14 protein-coding genes are annotated in these 13421 nt (G+C 60.8%); 7 read left to right on the top strand and 7 right to left on the bottom strand.

Going from position 1 to position 13421, the window contains the following annotated elements; genetic code table 11:
* Positions 1-4: 4 nt before the first annotated feature.
* Complete coding sequence (locus FTW19_RS24440; protein ID WP_147650167.1) at positions 5-1750, bottom strand: proline--tRNA ligase; 1746 nt, start codon at positions 1748-1750, stop codon at positions 5-7.
* A gap of 81 nt (positions 1751-1831) precedes the next feature.
* Here FTW19_RS24440 and FTW19_RS24435 point away from each other — a divergent pair, with 81 nt between their 5' ends.
* Both FTW19_RS24435 and FTW19_RS24430 read left to right on the top strand, forming a co-directional pair.
* Complete coding sequence (locus FTW19_RS24435) at positions 1832-2176, top strand: STAS domain-containing protein (RefSeq protein WP_147650166.1); 345 nt, start codon at positions 1832-1834, stop codon at positions 2174-2176.
* A 202-nt stretch (positions 2177-2378) separates the two neighbouring features.
* The gene (locus tag FTW19_RS24430) at positions 2379-3119 is read left to right on the top strand and encodes a Crp/Fnr family transcriptional regulator (RefSeq protein WP_147650165.1); all 741 of its coding nucleotides are present in this window, start codon (positions 2379-2381) and stop codon (positions 3117-3119) included.
* Positions 3120-3440: 321 nt separating this feature from the next.
* Here FTW19_RS24430 and FTW19_RS24425 read toward each other — a convergent pair whose 3' ends face one another.
* The gene (locus tag FTW19_RS24425; protein WP_147650164.1) at positions 3441-4427 is read right to left on the bottom strand and encodes a KpsF/GutQ family sugar-phosphate isomerase; all 987 of its coding nucleotides are present in this window, start codon (positions 4425-4427) and stop codon (positions 3441-3443) included.
* A 76-nt stretch (positions 4428-4503) separates the two neighbouring features.
* Between FTW19_RS24425 and FTW19_RS24420 the strand changes: the two genes are divergently transcribed.
* The gene (locus tag FTW19_RS24420; protein WP_147650163.1) at positions 4504-5139 is read left to right on the top strand and encodes a TlpA disulfide reductase family protein; all 636 of its coding nucleotides are present in this window, start codon (positions 4504-4506) and stop codon (positions 5137-5139) included.
* Positions 5140-5141: 2 nt separating this feature from the next.
* Positions 5142-5618 (top strand): protein-disulfide reductase DsbD N-terminal domain-containing protein, encoded by a 477-nt coding sequence (locus FTW19_RS24415; RefSeq protein ID WP_147650162.1) that lies wholly within the window; start codon positions 5142-5144, stop codon positions 5616-5618.
* Between the two features lie 240 nt (positions 5619-5858).
* Here FTW19_RS24415 and gltX read toward each other — a convergent pair whose 3' ends face one another.
* The 4 genes from gltX to ispF all read right to left on the bottom strand — a co-directional run bounded on the left by gltX (position 5859) and on the right by ispF (position 8713).
* Positions 5859-7358: a glutamate--tRNA ligase gene (gltX, locus tag FTW19_RS24410; RefSeq protein WP_147650161.1), complete on the bottom strand. Its 1500-nt coding sequence runs from the start codon at positions 7356-7358 to the stop codon at positions 5859-5861.
* Between the two features lie 72 nt (positions 7359-7430).
* A complete protein-coding gene (locus FTW19_RS24405; RefSeq protein ID WP_147650160.1) occupies positions 7431-7643 on the bottom strand; it encodes a hypothetical protein in 213 nt (70 codons plus the stop codon).
* A 55-nt stretch (positions 7644-7698) separates the two neighbouring features.
* The gene (locus FTW19_RS24400) at positions 7699-7992 is read right to left on the bottom strand and encodes a hypothetical protein (protein ID WP_147650159.1); all 294 of its coding nucleotides are present in this window, start codon (positions 7990-7992) and stop codon (positions 7699-7701) included.
* Between the two features lie 118 nt (positions 7993-8110).
* On the bottom strand, positions 8111-8713 hold the full coding sequence (ispF, locus tag FTW19_RS24395; protein WP_147650158.1) for a 2-C-methyl-D-erythritol 2,4-cyclodiphosphate synthase: 603 nt from the start codon (positions 8711-8713) through the stop codon (positions 8111-8113).
* A 54-nt stretch (positions 8714-8767) separates the two neighbouring features.
* Between ispF and ispD the strand changes: the two genes are divergently transcribed.
* Positions 8768-9469 carry a 2-C-methyl-D-erythritol 4-phosphate cytidylyltransferase gene (gene ispD, locus FTW19_RS24390; RefSeq protein ID WP_147650157.1) on the top strand — a complete coding sequence of 234 codons (702 nt, stop codon included), beginning with the start codon at positions 8768-8770 and terminating at the stop codon, positions 9467-9469.
* A gap of 245 nt (positions 9470-9714) precedes the next feature.
* Here ispD and FTW19_RS24385 read toward each other — a convergent pair whose 3' ends face one another.
* Positions 9715-10170 carry a GNAT family N-acetyltransferase gene (locus FTW19_RS24385; protein WP_147650156.1) on the bottom strand — a complete coding sequence of 152 codons (456 nt, stop codon included), beginning with the start codon at positions 10168-10170 and terminating at the stop codon, positions 9715-9717.
* A 20-nt stretch (positions 10171-10190) separates the two neighbouring features.
* Here FTW19_RS24385 and tilS point away from each other — a divergent pair, with 20 nt between their 5' ends.
* Entirely contained in the window at positions 10191-11228 is a 1038-nt protein-coding gene (gene tilS, locus FTW19_RS24380) for a tRNA lysidine(34) synthetase TilS (RefSeq protein WP_147650155.1), read from the top strand.
* 216 nt (positions 11229-11444) lie between these two features.
* Positions 11445-13361 carry an ATP-dependent zinc metalloprotease FtsH gene (gene ftsH, locus FTW19_RS24375; RefSeq protein ID WP_147650154.1) on the top strand — a complete coding sequence of 639 codons (1917 nt, stop codon included), beginning with the start codon at positions 11445-11447 and terminating at the stop codon, positions 13359-13361.
* The last annotated feature ends 60 nt before the right edge of the window (positions 13362-13421 follow it).

Below are 13421 nucleotides of genomic sequence, written 5' to 3'. Positions count from 1 at the left end.
TCTCTTACTTAGACGCAGATTCGCAGACACGCGTCAGTGCCTGCGTAACTTCCTCTACAGCAACATCTACGCTCTCATTGGTCAGGCGGTTCACGAACTCCACCTTCCCTTCGGCAAGCTTCTTGCCGATGTTGATACGGAAGGGGATACCGGCCAGATCGGCATCCTTGAACTTCACCCCGGCACGCTCGTCGCGATCGTCGAGAATCGTATCGAAGCCGGCCTTGTCGAGCGCCTGGGCCACCGTTTCACCGGCTGCGCGAAGCGTCTCGTCGGCGACGTTGGTCACCGTGACAACCACTTCGAACGGCGCGATGGAGGGCGGCATGGCATAGCTGATCTCACCCCTGGCGTCGATACCGCGATTGGCGGCGGACTGCTCGATGGCGGCGGTGAGAATGCGCTCTATGCCGATGCCGTAGCAGCCCATGATGGGCATCACTTCCTTGCCGTTGCTGTCGAGCACACTGGCGCCCATCGACTCCGAGTAGCGATAGCCGAGCTTGAAGATGTGTCCGATCTCGACTGCCTTGCCCAGCTTGAGCGAGGTGCCGCACTTCGGGCAGGGCTCGCCTTCGTTGATGTTGCGGACGTCGGCGATGAGGGTCGGCTTGAAGTCCTTGCCTGGGGTGACGTTACGCAGGTGGAAGCCTTCCTTGTTGGCGCCCGTGATCAGGTTCTTGCGGCCTTCCAGGGCGGCATCGAGGATGACGAAGTCAGCCTTGACGCCGATCGGGCCTAGGAAGCCGGCCGGAGCGCCGAAGGCAGCCAGAATCTCTTCGGCGACCATGGGGCGCAGTTCGCCTCCACCGACGGCGGTTGCAAGCTTCGCCTCGTTCAGCATGTGGTCGCCGCGCAGGAAGGCAACGATGGTCTTCGACTTGCCGTCGGGCGTGGTGACAACCATCGCCATCGTCTTCATCTGGTAGACCGAAGCAACGTTCAGGAACGCGCCAACTTCATCGATCGTGCGCTGGGTCGGCGTGGAGACCTCTTCCACGACGCCATCTGCGAGTTCTGTGACGACTGCCAGGGCGCTGGTGGCCTTCTCGAGGTTGGCGGCGTAGTGGCAGTTGGGGCAGCTTGCGATCAGGTCTTCACCGGCATCGGTGTAGACCATGAACTCCTGCGAGGCGGAGCCGCCCATCGCGCCGGAGTCGGCTTCGACGGCGACAAAGTCCAGGCCGCAGCGCGAGAAGATATTGCGGTAGGCGCGGTCGTGCTTGTCGTAGCTCACATCCAGGCCGGCAGCGTCGATGTCGAAGCTGTAGGAATCCTTCATGATGAACTGGCGGACGCGCAGCAGACCCGCCTTGGGACGGGGCTCGTCGCGGAACTTGGTCTGGATCTGGTACCAGATCTGCGGAAGCTGCTTGTAGCTGCGCAGCTCCTTGCGGGCGATGTCCGTCATCACCTCTTCGTGGGTCATGCCCAGGCAGAGGTCGGCGCCCTTGCGGTCTTTCAGGCGGAACATGTTCTCGCCCATCACCGACCAGCGGCCGCTGGCCTCCCAGATCTCACGTGGGTTCAGCGCCGGCAGAAGGAACTCCTGCCCGATGGCGTCCATCTCTTCGCGGACGATGGCGACGATCTTGTTGATCGAACGGTTGCCGAGAAGCAGGTAGCTGTAGATACCGGCGCCCAACTGGCGCACATACCCGGCCCGGAGAAGCAGCTTATGGCTTGCCACCTCGGCGTCGGCCGGAGCCTCGCGCAAGGTGGGGATAAAGAGCTGAGACCAACGATGCATAAGTGTTGATTGTATCGAAGGGAACTCGGCGAAAAACGATTCCGGCGGCCATGGTTCCTGCTTGGTATAGTGGTAGGCACCATGCCGCCTGTGCCGCTGAAGATTGATACTGCTCCTGGTGCGTTGGAGGGAATCCTCATCATGCGTCTCTCCGGTTCGCTGACGCTGGGCGATCTGCCCAAACTGCAGGCCGCGGCAAAGGCGTCCACGGAGCCCCTGGTCGTTCTGGATATCTCTGGGGTACCGTACGTCGATTCGGCCGGGCTCGGCGCCATCATGAACTTCCATCTGGCAGCCCAGAAACAGGGGCGAAGGCTGGCTGTCGCGGCTCCGCAACAGCGAATCGCCGCGCTGATGGAGCTCACCAAGGTGAATACGGTGTTGAAGGTGTTTCCCACTGTCGCCGACGCCGAATCGACTCTGTAGCTTAAGCCAGGCTTAAGGATCCAGACCCAAAACGGTCTTTTTTTTCAAAAAGTTGCACTATGTGTGCTGTATGACAGACACGTATATGCAGAATCATTCACGATAGGTTCAGCACTTCGATATACACGCTGATAAATGCCAAGGATAGGCATACCCAAGGTATGGCATTCGTCGTGCTCTGTGTTGTGTAAGGAACCCCACGATGAATGGACTGGAAACGACGGGGACCATGAATCAACGGCCCCTGAACTGGATTTTGCTGCAACTCCCGGAAGCCACCTATGCCGCACTGCAACGGCATTTCACGCAAGTGGATTTACAGGTGGGTATGACACTTGCAGAACCGGAGAAGCCGACGGAATTTGTGTATTTTCCGTTGAGCGGATTCGTCTCACTGAGCGTGCTTACTGAGTCGGGCGATTCGGTCGAGGTGGCTACGATCGGCCACGAAAGCCTGATCAATGTCGGTCCGCTGATCGATCAGCCTGTTGGGCCCCACCTGGCTACTGTCCGGGGCGAGGGTTCGGCTCTGCGTATCCGTTCCGCTGTGATGCGGGAGGAGGTGCGCCGGGATCCGGCTCTTCTCCATGCCGTCCATCAGGCGGCATACCTCAAGATGGTGCAGATGGGCCAGAACGTGGTCTGCAACCGCATCCACTCCGTCGAGCAACGCCTGGCGCGCTGGCTGCTGACAGCGTCTGACCGCATGCAGTCGAATTCGCTGCGGCTGACGCAGGAGTATCTGTCGCAGATGCTGGGTGCGCGCCGATCGACCGTGACGATTGCGGCGGGCGATCTGCAACGCGCCGGACTGATGGAGTACACCCGCGGCAAGATCCGCATCAAGGACCGCGCTGAGCTGGAGAAGGCTGCCTGCGAGTGCTATCACACGCTCCGTACGACGACGGAACGGTTTAGGCCGGCGGCTCTGAAGAAGGCTTAGGGCGCTCGACAGCCCATGCACCGGGTGCCCCATCCATTGCATCGCAATGGGTGGGTTTTTCGGGGCTGCCCGAATTTTGATTTCACTTGGGTGAACTATTCGAGCGAAGCTCGAATCGGTGGGAGCCGTGGCCTTTAGGCCACGGTCTATAGGCTCAACATAGAAATGGGCTTTAGCCCTGGGCTTTTTCCTGTCAGACAAAGAAGGCCCAGGGCTAAAGCCCATTTACTTTTATGCCTTTATCAGCGGGCTCAAGCCCGCTGCTCCCACCCAGTCTAAGTCTCTGGGCTATCTCAAGACGATCAAATTTGTCCATACTTCCTAAACCAGTTCCAGGCCCCAGAGGTCGTGAAGGTGTAGAACTCCCTGCAGGTGGCTGTCTTTGGTGACAACCACCAGCGAGGTAATCTTTCGTTCTTCCATCACAGCCAGGGCGGACGACGCTAGGGCATCGGGAGCGATGGTCTGGGGCGTCGTGTTCATTACCTCTGCGGCCGTGCGGGAGAGTGCCTGCGCCTGCTCGCGTTCCAGCAAGCGGCGGAGGTCGCCGTCCGAGATAATGCCGAGCAGCCTGCCGTCTTCCGCCACGGTGGTGATGCCCAGCCGCTTACGGCTCATCTCGTGGATGACCTCCGGCATGGGGGTGGAGGGAGCGACGACCGGGATCGTGTCGCCCGCATGCATGAGCTGCGAGACCAGCCGCAGCCGTTTACCCAGCTTGCCGCCGGGATGAAGCTGGGCGAAGTCTTCGCTGCGGAATCCACGTTGGCGCGCTACCTCGATGGCAAGCGCATCTCCAAGGGCGAGCATCACGGTGGTGGAGGCTGTAGGCGCCAGGTTCAGTGTGCAGGCCTCGCGTGAGACAGAGCAGTCCAGAACAACATCGCTTGCCTGGGCGAGCGTCGATTGCGGCTCGCCCGTCATGGTGATGAGGGCATCGCCCAGCCGCTTCAGCAGCTCCAGCAGGCGCAGAATCTCTTCGGTCTGGCCGGAGTAGGAGAGCGCCAGCACCAGGTCTCCGCGGGTAAGCATGCCGAGGTCTCCGTGGATAGCCTCCGCGGGATGCAGAAACTGTGCCGGGGTGCCGGTGGAGTTCAGGGTTGCGGCGATCTTCTGCGCGATGAGTCCGCTCTTACCCATGCCGGTAACGACGACGCGTTGACGATTGTTGGCACAGGCGGCCAGCCGCTGGGCGGCGTCGTGAAAGGCATCGTGCATGGAGCCGTCCAGGCGCGCAGCCAGGCTCTCCAGGGCAGCGGCTTCAATGCGCACCAGGTCGGAGGGGGTGATGCTGTTTGCGGTTTCCATCAGTCCAACCAGATGCTACACCGGCAGGCATGACTGTGAGCCGTGCCGGTACACTGGAGTGTAGGAGACTTCAATCGTGAAGCGGAATCTGGCAGTACTCGGCGTCGTTGCGTTGCTGGTAGCGGCGCTGGTGTGGGCGGGGGTGCAGAACCTGCGCGCACGCCGTCTGGCGGCAGAGAAGGCAAAGCAAGTGCCCGAGCTTGCCATGGTGAAAGAGGGAGAGGCGCCTCCCACACCGACTGTGAGCGCAGACAGCTTCGTGGGAGATCTGGATCTGCGGGGTAAACCTGCGCCGGCCTTCACGCTGACCACGCTCGATGGCAAGAAGGTCTCGCTCAGCGATTACAAGGGCAAGCCGGTCCTGGTGAACTTCTGGGCTACCTGGTGCGCTCCCTGCAAGCTGGAGATGCCCTGGTTCGAAGAGCTCCGCAAGAAGTATGCCGATCAGGGATTCACCATTCTTGGCATCTCTGAAGATGAGGATGAGCCGAAGGAAGCGATCGCCAAGGCTGCCAACAAGCTGGGCGTGACCTATCCCATCCTGCTGACCGACCACAAAGCGGATAAGGCTTATGGCGACTTCGCGATTCTGCCCATGAGCTTTTACGTCGCCGGCAACGGCACCATCGTCGAGCAGTCGGCCGGGCTGGGAAGCAAGGACGACATCGAAACCAAGATCAAAAAGACCATTGCTGCAACGGGAGCTATGTAACGATGAAGCGTCTACTGAACCTGCTGGTTGTGCCTGTATTCGCTGCCGGACTCGCGTCCGCACAGGTGAACGGCCCTGTGCCGAAGAGCTTTGTGACCTACGCGGCGGAGCCCGCTTCGATTGCTGCGAAGAAGGCTGCGGTGGTGGAGCTGCACTTCAAGGTGCTCGACGGCTATCACATGAACTCGCATACGCCGAAGAGTGAACTCCTGATTCCTACGGTGCTGAAGCTGGAGCCGGCCACCGGCGTGAAGCTTGGCGCGATCGACTATCCGGCGGGTCATGAGTACAGCTTCTCGTTCAATCCGCAGGAGAAGCTGGATGTTTATACCGGCGACGTGACGTTGAAGACGCACCTCACCGCGGCAGCAGCGGGGACGTATACGGTGAAGGGCGTGCTCAGCTATCAGGCCTGCGATAACGCGGCCTGCTATCCGCCGAAGAAGCTTCCGGTGGAGATTGAAGTGACTGCGAAGTAGAGGGTTATTGGGTGGGAGCAGCGGGCTTCAGCCCGCGGTCAAGCGATCTTAAAGAATTTGGGCTTTAGCCCTGGGCTTTTCATACAAGCTACAGAAAAGGCCCAGGGCTAAAGCCCAAGTCCTAACACGCGTTTAGTCAGCGGGCTGAAGCCCGCTGCTCCCACCCAGATCGTGCTTCGCACGATGCCGATAAAAAGCGAAGACACAAACAAGAAGCCCGGCATAAAGCCGGGCTTTTTCTTATTTCTTTGTATTGGCGGCTGCCTTCTTCTGGTTATCGATGAAGCGCCGGATGCGGTCGATGCTGCGGGCTTTGCCGAAGACCACCAGCGACTCCAGCAGCGGCGGCGACTGTGCGCTGCCGGTGAGGATGGCGCGCAGCAGCATGAAAGCTTCCTTGACCGACCATTCCTTGGCTGTCAGCAGGGCACGCAGTGCCGCATCGAGGGCTTCCGTTGTCCAGTCCGTTCCTTCCAGCGAGGTGAGCATCTCTGCGGCGAAGGCCAGAGTTTCTTCCGGCGTACGCTTCTTCGGAACCCATACGTCGACGGGAGGAGCCACGTTGTCACGGAAGAAGAAGTCGGTGAGGTCGCCCCACTGTCCCAGCGTCTCCAGGCGCGTCTGCACCAGCGGCGCAATCGCGCGGATGTAGCTGTCGGAGAGGATGGTCTGCTTGAGCGCGGCGACGAACTCCTCCTGCGGAAGGGCGCGGAGGTATTCGCCATTCAGCCACTTCAGTTTCACCAGATCAAAGACGGGGCCGCCGAGCGAGATGCGCTGGAACTCGAACTTCTCCACCATCTGCGCCACCGAGAAGATATCGATTTCCTTGGTGCTTCCGGCATTGGCGGCTTCGATTGGGTTGAGGGTCGGCATACCGCCGCCCATCAGGCCCAGGAAGTTGATCACGGCCTGCGGCAGGAAGCCGGACTCGCGATAGTAGATCAGTGAGACCGGGTTCTTACGCTTGGAGATCTTCGACTTGTCGATATTGCGCAGCAGCGGCATGTGCCAGAACTTCGGCCGTTCCCAGCCGAAGGAGGCATAGAGCAGCACATGCTTCGGCGTGGAGCTGATCCACTCCTCGGCGCGGATGACGTCGGTGATCTGCATCAGGTGGTCGTCAACGACGTTCGCCAGGTGGTAAGTGGGGAAACCATCAGACTTCAACAGGACCTGGTCATCGACGTTGTTGTGGTCGATGACGATCTCGCCGCGCAGCTCATCGCGGAAGGTGGTGGAACCGTCTTCCGGCACAGCCATGCGGATAGTGAAGGGCTTACCGGCGGCGATGTTCTCCTCGACGGTCTCCTTCGGCAGGTACTTGCAGGTGCGGTCGTACTTGGGTGCAACCTTGGCGGCCATCTGCGCCTTGCGCTTGGTTTCGAGCTCCTCGGGAGTGCAGAAGCAGCGGTAGGCGGTGCCGTTGTTGAGCAGCGTCTGCACATGCTCGCGATAGATCTCGGTGCGCTCGGACTGGCGGTAGGGGCCGTAGGGGCCGCCGACATCCGGACCCTCGTTCCAGTCCAGACCCAGCCAGCGCAGCGAATCGAAGATCATCTGCTCGGAGGTGGGGACAAAACGGGTGCGGTCCGTGTCTTCAATGCGCAGGATGAACTGTCCCCCGCGCTGGCGGGCAAAGATGTAGTTCAACAGGCCAATGTAGGCGGTGCCGACGTGGGGATCGCCGGTGGGCGAAGGTGCAATACGGACGCGAGTAGGGCGGGCGGAATCAGTCATGCTGGATATCAGAACCAATCTCTGATTCTAGCGGAGATTCCGCCCCTCTCCGGATTTGGCAGGAGGCATCCGCTAAAGCGACTCGACTTGAGGTCTGTTCTTACTAAAGGCAAGGACGTAGAGAAGGATGAGGTTGACCAGCGGCACGAGCATCAGGATGCTGAGCGGGGCGGGAAAACCTGTCTTCTTGAAGATCTGCCAGAAGGGAACGACAACAAATAAGGAACCAAGAAAAAACAGAACGAACAGGACGATCAGATGCGTTGGAACGAAAAGCTCACTCATCTTTAAATGCTTCTCCGTACGAATATTTTGAGGTTGTGGAAGCCAGGTTTTGCAATCAGGCCTGTGGCGGAGCCTCATAGGGCGAGGGTGGCGGCGGCGGCGGATATCCGGCCGTTGCGTATGCCGGGACGACTGGAGTCTTCCACGGTGAGAAGGCCAGGACATACAGCGTCACAAGGTTCGCCAGCGGCACCACCATCAGAAACGAAAGCGCAGGCGCCATGCCGGCTTTCTTGAAGATCTGCCAGAAGGGAACAATGACAATGGCCGCGAAGATGACCCAACACATAAGGATTACGGGCGCCATAAGAGCGATGATTGCGGACGGATCGGGATTACCAGAATTCATGCCAGCTCGACTCGCTTTCCTGAAGATGAGTGCCACTGTAGATGCTTTCCGGTGGTCTGCCAATGAAAAAACAAAGGGCGTCCCGCGGGACGCCCTTTGTTTTGCGATGAGGGAATTACTAGGTCAGATCGTCGGTATCGAAGGCCGGCTTGCGGCCCAGGGCGCGGGTGTCGTGGACTTCGATGCCGTCCACCAGGTTCTTCACCGCGGCGTCCACATCGTCTTCCACAGCGATGGCCAGTTTGCCTTCGGGGGTCTTGATCTCTTCCAGCAGAACGGTCGCGTGGGCCACGGCGACTCCGTCCTGGTTCAGGCCTTCGGGAGTCTTGGCCTTGATGCCGACGTCACGCGGCGAGACGCCGAGCAGTTCGGCGACGCGGGCGCGCATGTCGCCGGCGATGGGAACGATCTTCGGCTTGGCCAGCACCAGCACGGTATCGATATTCACGATGCGGTAGCCGGCAGTGGCCACCTCCTCCAGTGCGGTGCGCAGAAAGATGTCTGAAGCCGCGCCTTTCCAGCGCGGATCGCTCGGAGGGAAGAAGGTGCCGATATCTCCGGCGGAGACAGCTCCAAGCAGGGCGTCCGTGATGGCGTGCAAGAGTACATCACCATCCGAGTGCCCGGCCAGGCCTTCCGGATAGTCAATCGGCAGACCGCCGATGATAAGGGGAACGCCGGGTTTAAAGGCGTGAGAATCGAAGCCGTAACCAATTCGCATGCAAGCACCAGCATAAATGCACCGGGCGGACGCGATATACTCGCGTCCTGATATATGCGAGTCTTTGTCATTCTTCCAGCGGCCGGAATCGGCACGCGCATGGCGGCGGCAGGAGCTGCCAGTCCCAAACAATTTCTGGAGCTGGGCGGCCAGCCCATCCTGATCCATAGCCTGAAGGCCTTCGCCGGAGTCGCGGCAGTCACTGAGATCCTGGTCGCGGTGCGGCCGCAGGAGATGAAGCGTGTCCATCAGCAAGTTGCGGCTGCGGGCCTCAACGGCCGGGTGCGAGTGGTGGAAGGCGGAGAAAATCGCCAGGGATCGGTCGCCAATGCCTTGGCTGCGCTGGATTGTGCTGATGATGACATTGTGCTGGTGCACGACGCGGTGCGTCCGCTGATCGACGGACACACCATCGAACGCACGATTGTGGCGATTCAAAAGCATGGAGCGGCCATCGTTGGTGTGCCGGCGATCGATACCATCAAACAGGTGGAGCGTACCGCGGACGGAGCAATTATTACCGGCACCATTCCGCGTGAGCTGATTGTGCAGGCACAGACACCGCAGGGAGCCACTGCCGCCCGGTTGCGGAGGGCCTTTGCGGAGGCCAATGCGGATGGCTTCAGCGGGACGGATGAGGCGAGCGTGCTGGAGCGTGCCGGGATGGAGGTCGCTGTGGTGGCAGGATCACCACGGAATTTCAAGATCACCCAGCCTGGGGATCTGGAGCTGGCGGAGTTTTATTTGAAGCACTAGGGGCGGTTGTGGTGGGAGCCCAAACTCTGGGTGCCCATCCATTGCGTAGCAACGGGTGGGATATCGCGCTCCGCGCGCCCGTTTTTCGGTTGGAGGCCTCCTTTACTCCGTGATGGTCGGCACCCGGCTCGGGATGAAGCAGGTCCTTCGCTACGCTCAGGATGACAATCAAAATACGATCAGGCTGGTCCCACCCATCGCGATGCGATGGATGGGCACCCGGTTTTGTGGTGATTCAGGCTCCCTTACAGGTGCAGCATCATCTCTGTTGTTCCGCTGAAGCCCATCTTTTCGTAGATGGGCTTTCCCATCCGTGAGGCGTGGAGCGAGAGTATGCGACAGCCGCGGCTCCGTGCAGCTTCAATGGCGAGCTCGACCAGTTTCCGCGCCAGACCATGGCCGCGATGCGCCGGGTCCACGAAGACATTGAGCAGGTAGGGCCGCAGCGGCACCGGGTCCAGAAAGTGCGGGGGCCACTGCATCCACCAGATTCCCGCGCCGGCGATGGGACGCCCATCGAGCTCGACGATCCATCCGGTGTACTCGCCGGACTCGAGCCGCGGCCGTACCCAGGGCTCGAAGTTCGCGCGCACGGTGGCACGGACGGCGTCGTCTCCCTGGCCGGAGTCGGCGAACATCCGCTGGCGATGTTCGGCGATCAGGGCGGAGTCGGCTAGCGTGGCGGGACGTGTATGGAACATAACGTATTGATAATGGAACGATGGCTGAAGGTGCACTGAATTTGAACGGCAGTCTTTTCCGGGTGGGCGACCGCGTCGCCGTCGGTGTCTCGGGCGGTGCAGACTCGGTGGCGCTGCTGCTTGCCCTGGCCGACCGGAGAGCTGATTTGGGGATCGGACTCAGCGCTGTGCACGTGGAGCATGGCATCCGCGGAGCGGAGGGAGAGGCCGACGCCGCTTTTGTGCAGCAGCTCTGTGAGCATCTGGATATTCCCGTGACCGTGGAGCGGGTCGATGTTCCGGCACGGGTGGAGCGGGAAAAAGAGTCGATCGAAGAGGCTGCCCGCACCCTGCGGTACCAGATCTTTGCCCAGCTGGATGTCGATGCCGTCGCTACCGCCCATACGCAGGACGACCAGGCGGAGACGGTGCTGATGAAGCTGCTGCGCGGCGCCTGGACGGAGGGGCTGGGAGCCATTTCGCCGGTGGTCACGGGCAAACCGAAGATAATCCGCCCCATGTTGAGTGTTTCCCGGACGGAGGTAGAGGCGTTTTTACGGACGCGCGGCCAGGAGTGGAGAGATGATTCGACGAACCGGTCCCTCGAGCTGACCCGTAACCGGGTCCGGCACGAGCTGATGCCGCTACTGCGGCAGTTCAATCCACAGATCACGCCGGCCTTGGCCCAGGTGGCCGATCTGGCACGCGCCGAAGAGGAGTTCTGGACCGGGGAGATGGCGAGGCTGCTGCCGGGGCTGGTGCTGCCCGGAACGCCGGTCCGGGGCGGGGGGCGTAGCTCGGAGACTGCTCCCGGAGCCAGGGCGGTCGCCATGGAGATTGAACGGCTGCGGCCGCTCTCGCTGGCGGCGCGGCGGAGGGTGCTGCGGGGGGCGGCTGCCGGATTGGGATGCCGGCTCAGCTTCGTGGAGACGGCAAAGCTGCTGGCGATGTGCGGTCTGCCGGGGGAAGGGTGGACTCCGGATCCGACCGTCTCGCCAAAGCCGGGGGCTCAGCTTCACCTGCCGGGAGGCTTACGAGCCCGCAGAACCGCCCGGGAGCTGCAACTGTCCCGGATCTGAACATCGTTACCTCCGACCGAAGTTGCAGAAACTTCCCCTGAAAGGGGCGGCCGAATCGTTAATGCTGGGAGTAGAATCAAAAACACCAGCGCGAACGCTTTTTCCCGGGGCACCTTCCGCTCCTGGGTGGCGTCTAAACCATTGCAGGAACGTTTCTGCGAAACGTGTCCGGCTGGTTTAGCTTCCAGGCGAAGCAGCCGGAAAGAGGAACCGGATTTGAATTCAACTGTTAAAACCGTCCTGATCTGGGTATTCATGATCACCTGCCTCGTGATTCTTTGGCAGTTCGTGGTCAAGGGAACAGGCATCGGGCATGACACAACCATCTCCCTGAGTCAGTTGTTGAACGATGCCGAGCAAGGCAAGATCTCTGACGTAGTGGTCAACGGCACGGAAGTGACCGGACATTACCGAGACAACAAGGACCAGTTCCATACCACCATTCCGGCCAACTATCCGGACATGTACAAGTCGCTGCGTGATCACGGTGTCGCCATCACGGTGAAAGATCAGCAGTCGAATGCATGGCTTGGCCTGTTGATCCAGATCGCTCCCTTCGCGCTGATTCTGAGTTTGTGGTTCTTCCTCCTGCGCCAGATGCAGTCCGGCGGCAACAAGGCCCTCAGCTTTGGCAAGAGCCGCGCCCGTCTGCTGAGCATGCAGCAGAAGAAGGTGACGTTCAAGGACGTTGCCGGCGTGGACGAGGCCAAGGAAGAGCTGAAGGAGATCATCGAATTCCTGCGCGAGGCGCAGAAGTTCCAGCGCCTGGGAGGCCGTATCCCCAAGGGCGTGCTCCTCGTCGGACCTCCGGGAACCGGTAAGACCCTGCTGGCGCGCGCAGTCGCCGGCGAGGCAAATGTTCCGTTCTTCTCGATCTCCGGTTCGGACTTCGTTGAGATGTTCGTCGGTGTGGGCGCCAGCCGCGTCCGCGACCTCTTCGAGCAGGGCAAGAAGAATGCTCCCTGCATCATCTTCATCGACGAAATCGACGCTGTCGGCCGTCACCGTGGCGCAGGCCTGGGCGGCGGACACGATGAGCGTGAGCAGACCCTGAACCAGCTTCTCGTTGAGATGGACGGCTTTGAGTCCAACGACGGCGTGATCCTGGTGGCTGCCACCAACCGTCCTGATGTTCTTGATCCGGCGCTTCTGCGTCCCGGCCGTTTCGACCGCCGCGTGATCGTGGGCCGTCCGGATGTCCGTGGCCGCGAGGAAGTGCTCCGCGTTCACTCCAAGAAGGTGCCTCTCGCCGAGGATGTCGATCTGAACATCCTGGCTCGTGGAACACCGGGCTTCTCCGGCGCCGACCTGGCCAATATGGTCAATGAGGCTGCCCTGATCGCCGCCCGCAACAACCGCAAGGCCGTACACATGTACGACTTTGAAGTTGCCAAGGACAAGGTCCTGATGGGCGCCGAGCGCAAGTCGATGCTGCTGACCGACGAAGAGAAGAAGGTCACGGCCTACCACGAAGCCGGCCATGCCCTGGTTGCCGCCATGCGCGAGCATGCTGACCCGCTGCACAAGGTCACCATCATCCCGCGCGGTATGGCTCTGGGTGTGACCATGCAGATTCCTGAGGAAGACAAGCACACCGTGACCAAGGACTACCTGGAGACGCAGCTTGCCATCCTGATGGGCGGCCGCTGCGCCGAGGAGATCTTCCTCAAGAAGATGACCACCGGCGCCGGCAACGACATCGAGCGTTCCTCGGATCTGGCCCGCCGCATGGTCTGCGAGTACGGTATGTCGAAGCTCGGTCCGCTGACCTTCGGCAAAAAGGAAGAGCAGATCTTCCTCGGCCGTGAGATCGCGCAGCACCGCGATTTCTCTGACGATACGGCTAAGCAGATCGACGGTGAGGTTCGTAACTTCGTCGATGCGGGCTACAAGGCGGCGTACTCGATCCTGGAGAACAACCAGGACATCATGCACCGCATGGCGCAGGCCCTGCTGGAGCGTGAGACGATCGACGCACAGGAGATCCGCCTCATCATCGAGGGCAAGGATCTGCCTCCGTCGAAGTCGGCCCTGGCCCACGCGGACTCGAACACTGCGGATACGCAGAAGGTCCTGAAGCCTGAGAGCGGTCGCGCTCCTGGCTTTGGCGACAGCCGTCCGAGCCCCGCATAAATTCCTCGTAACGGGAAATCGAAAGGCCACCCTCTTGGGTGGCCTTTTCGTTTAGCTTGA

The sequence above is a fragment of the Terriglobus albidus genome (assembly GCF_008000815.1).
In the GTDB taxonomy this organism is placed as follows: Bacteria; Acidobacteriota; Terriglobia; order Terriglobales; family Acidobacteriaceae; genus Terriglobus; species Terriglobus albidus_A.
Note: the sequence above shows the minus strand (reverse complement) of the source record. Positions and strands in the feature narration are given on the sequence as shown.

Bases quoted from the DNA above. Each gene is read 5' to 3' on its own strand.
- FTW19_RS24440 (WP_147650167.1), bottom strand. From the start codon at position 1,750: ATGCATCGTTGGTCTCAGCTCTTTATCCCCACCTTGCGCGAGGCTCCG.
- FTW19_RS24435 (WP_147650166.1), top strand. From the start codon at position 1,832: ATGCCGCCTGTGCCGCTGAAGATTGATACTGCTCCTGGTGCGTTGGAG.
- FTW19_RS24430 (WP_147650165.1), top strand. From the start codon at position 2,379: ATGAATGGACTGGAAACGACGGGGACCATGAATCAACGGCCCCTGAAC.
- FTW19_RS24425 (WP_147650164.1), bottom strand. From the start codon at position 4,427: ATGGAAACCGCAAACAGCATCACCCCCTCCGACCTGGTGCGCATTGAA.
- FTW19_RS24415 (WP_147650162.1), top strand. From the start codon at position 5,142: ATGAAGCGTCTACTGAACCTGCTGGTTGTGCCTGTATTCGCTGCCGGA.
- gltX (WP_147650161.1), bottom strand. From the start codon at position 7,358: ATGACTGATTCCGCCCGCCCTACTCGCGTCCGTATTGCACCTTCGCCC.
- FTW19_RS24405 (WP_147650160.1), bottom strand. From the start codon at position 7,643: ATGAGTGAGCTTTTCGTTCCAACGCATCTGATCGTCCTGTTCGTTCTG.
- FTW19_RS24400 (WP_147650159.1), bottom strand. From the start codon at position 7,992: ATGAATTCTGGTAATCCCGATCCGTCCGCAATCATCGCTCTTATGGCG.
- ispF (WP_147650158.1), bottom strand. From the start codon at position 8,713: ATGCGAATTGGTTACGGCTTCGATTCTCACGCCTTTAAACCCGGCGTT.
- ispD (WP_147650157.1), top strand. From the start codon at position 8,768: ATGCGAGTCTTTGTCATTCTTCCAGCGGCCGGAATCGGCACGCGCATG.
- FTW19_RS24385 (WP_147650156.1), bottom strand. From the start codon at position 10,170: ATGTTCCATACACGTCCCGCCACGCTAGCCGACTCCGCCCTGATCGCC.
- tilS (WP_147650155.1), top strand. From the start codon at position 10,191: ATGGCTGAAGGTGCACTGAATTTGAACGGCAGTCTTTTCCGGGTGGGC.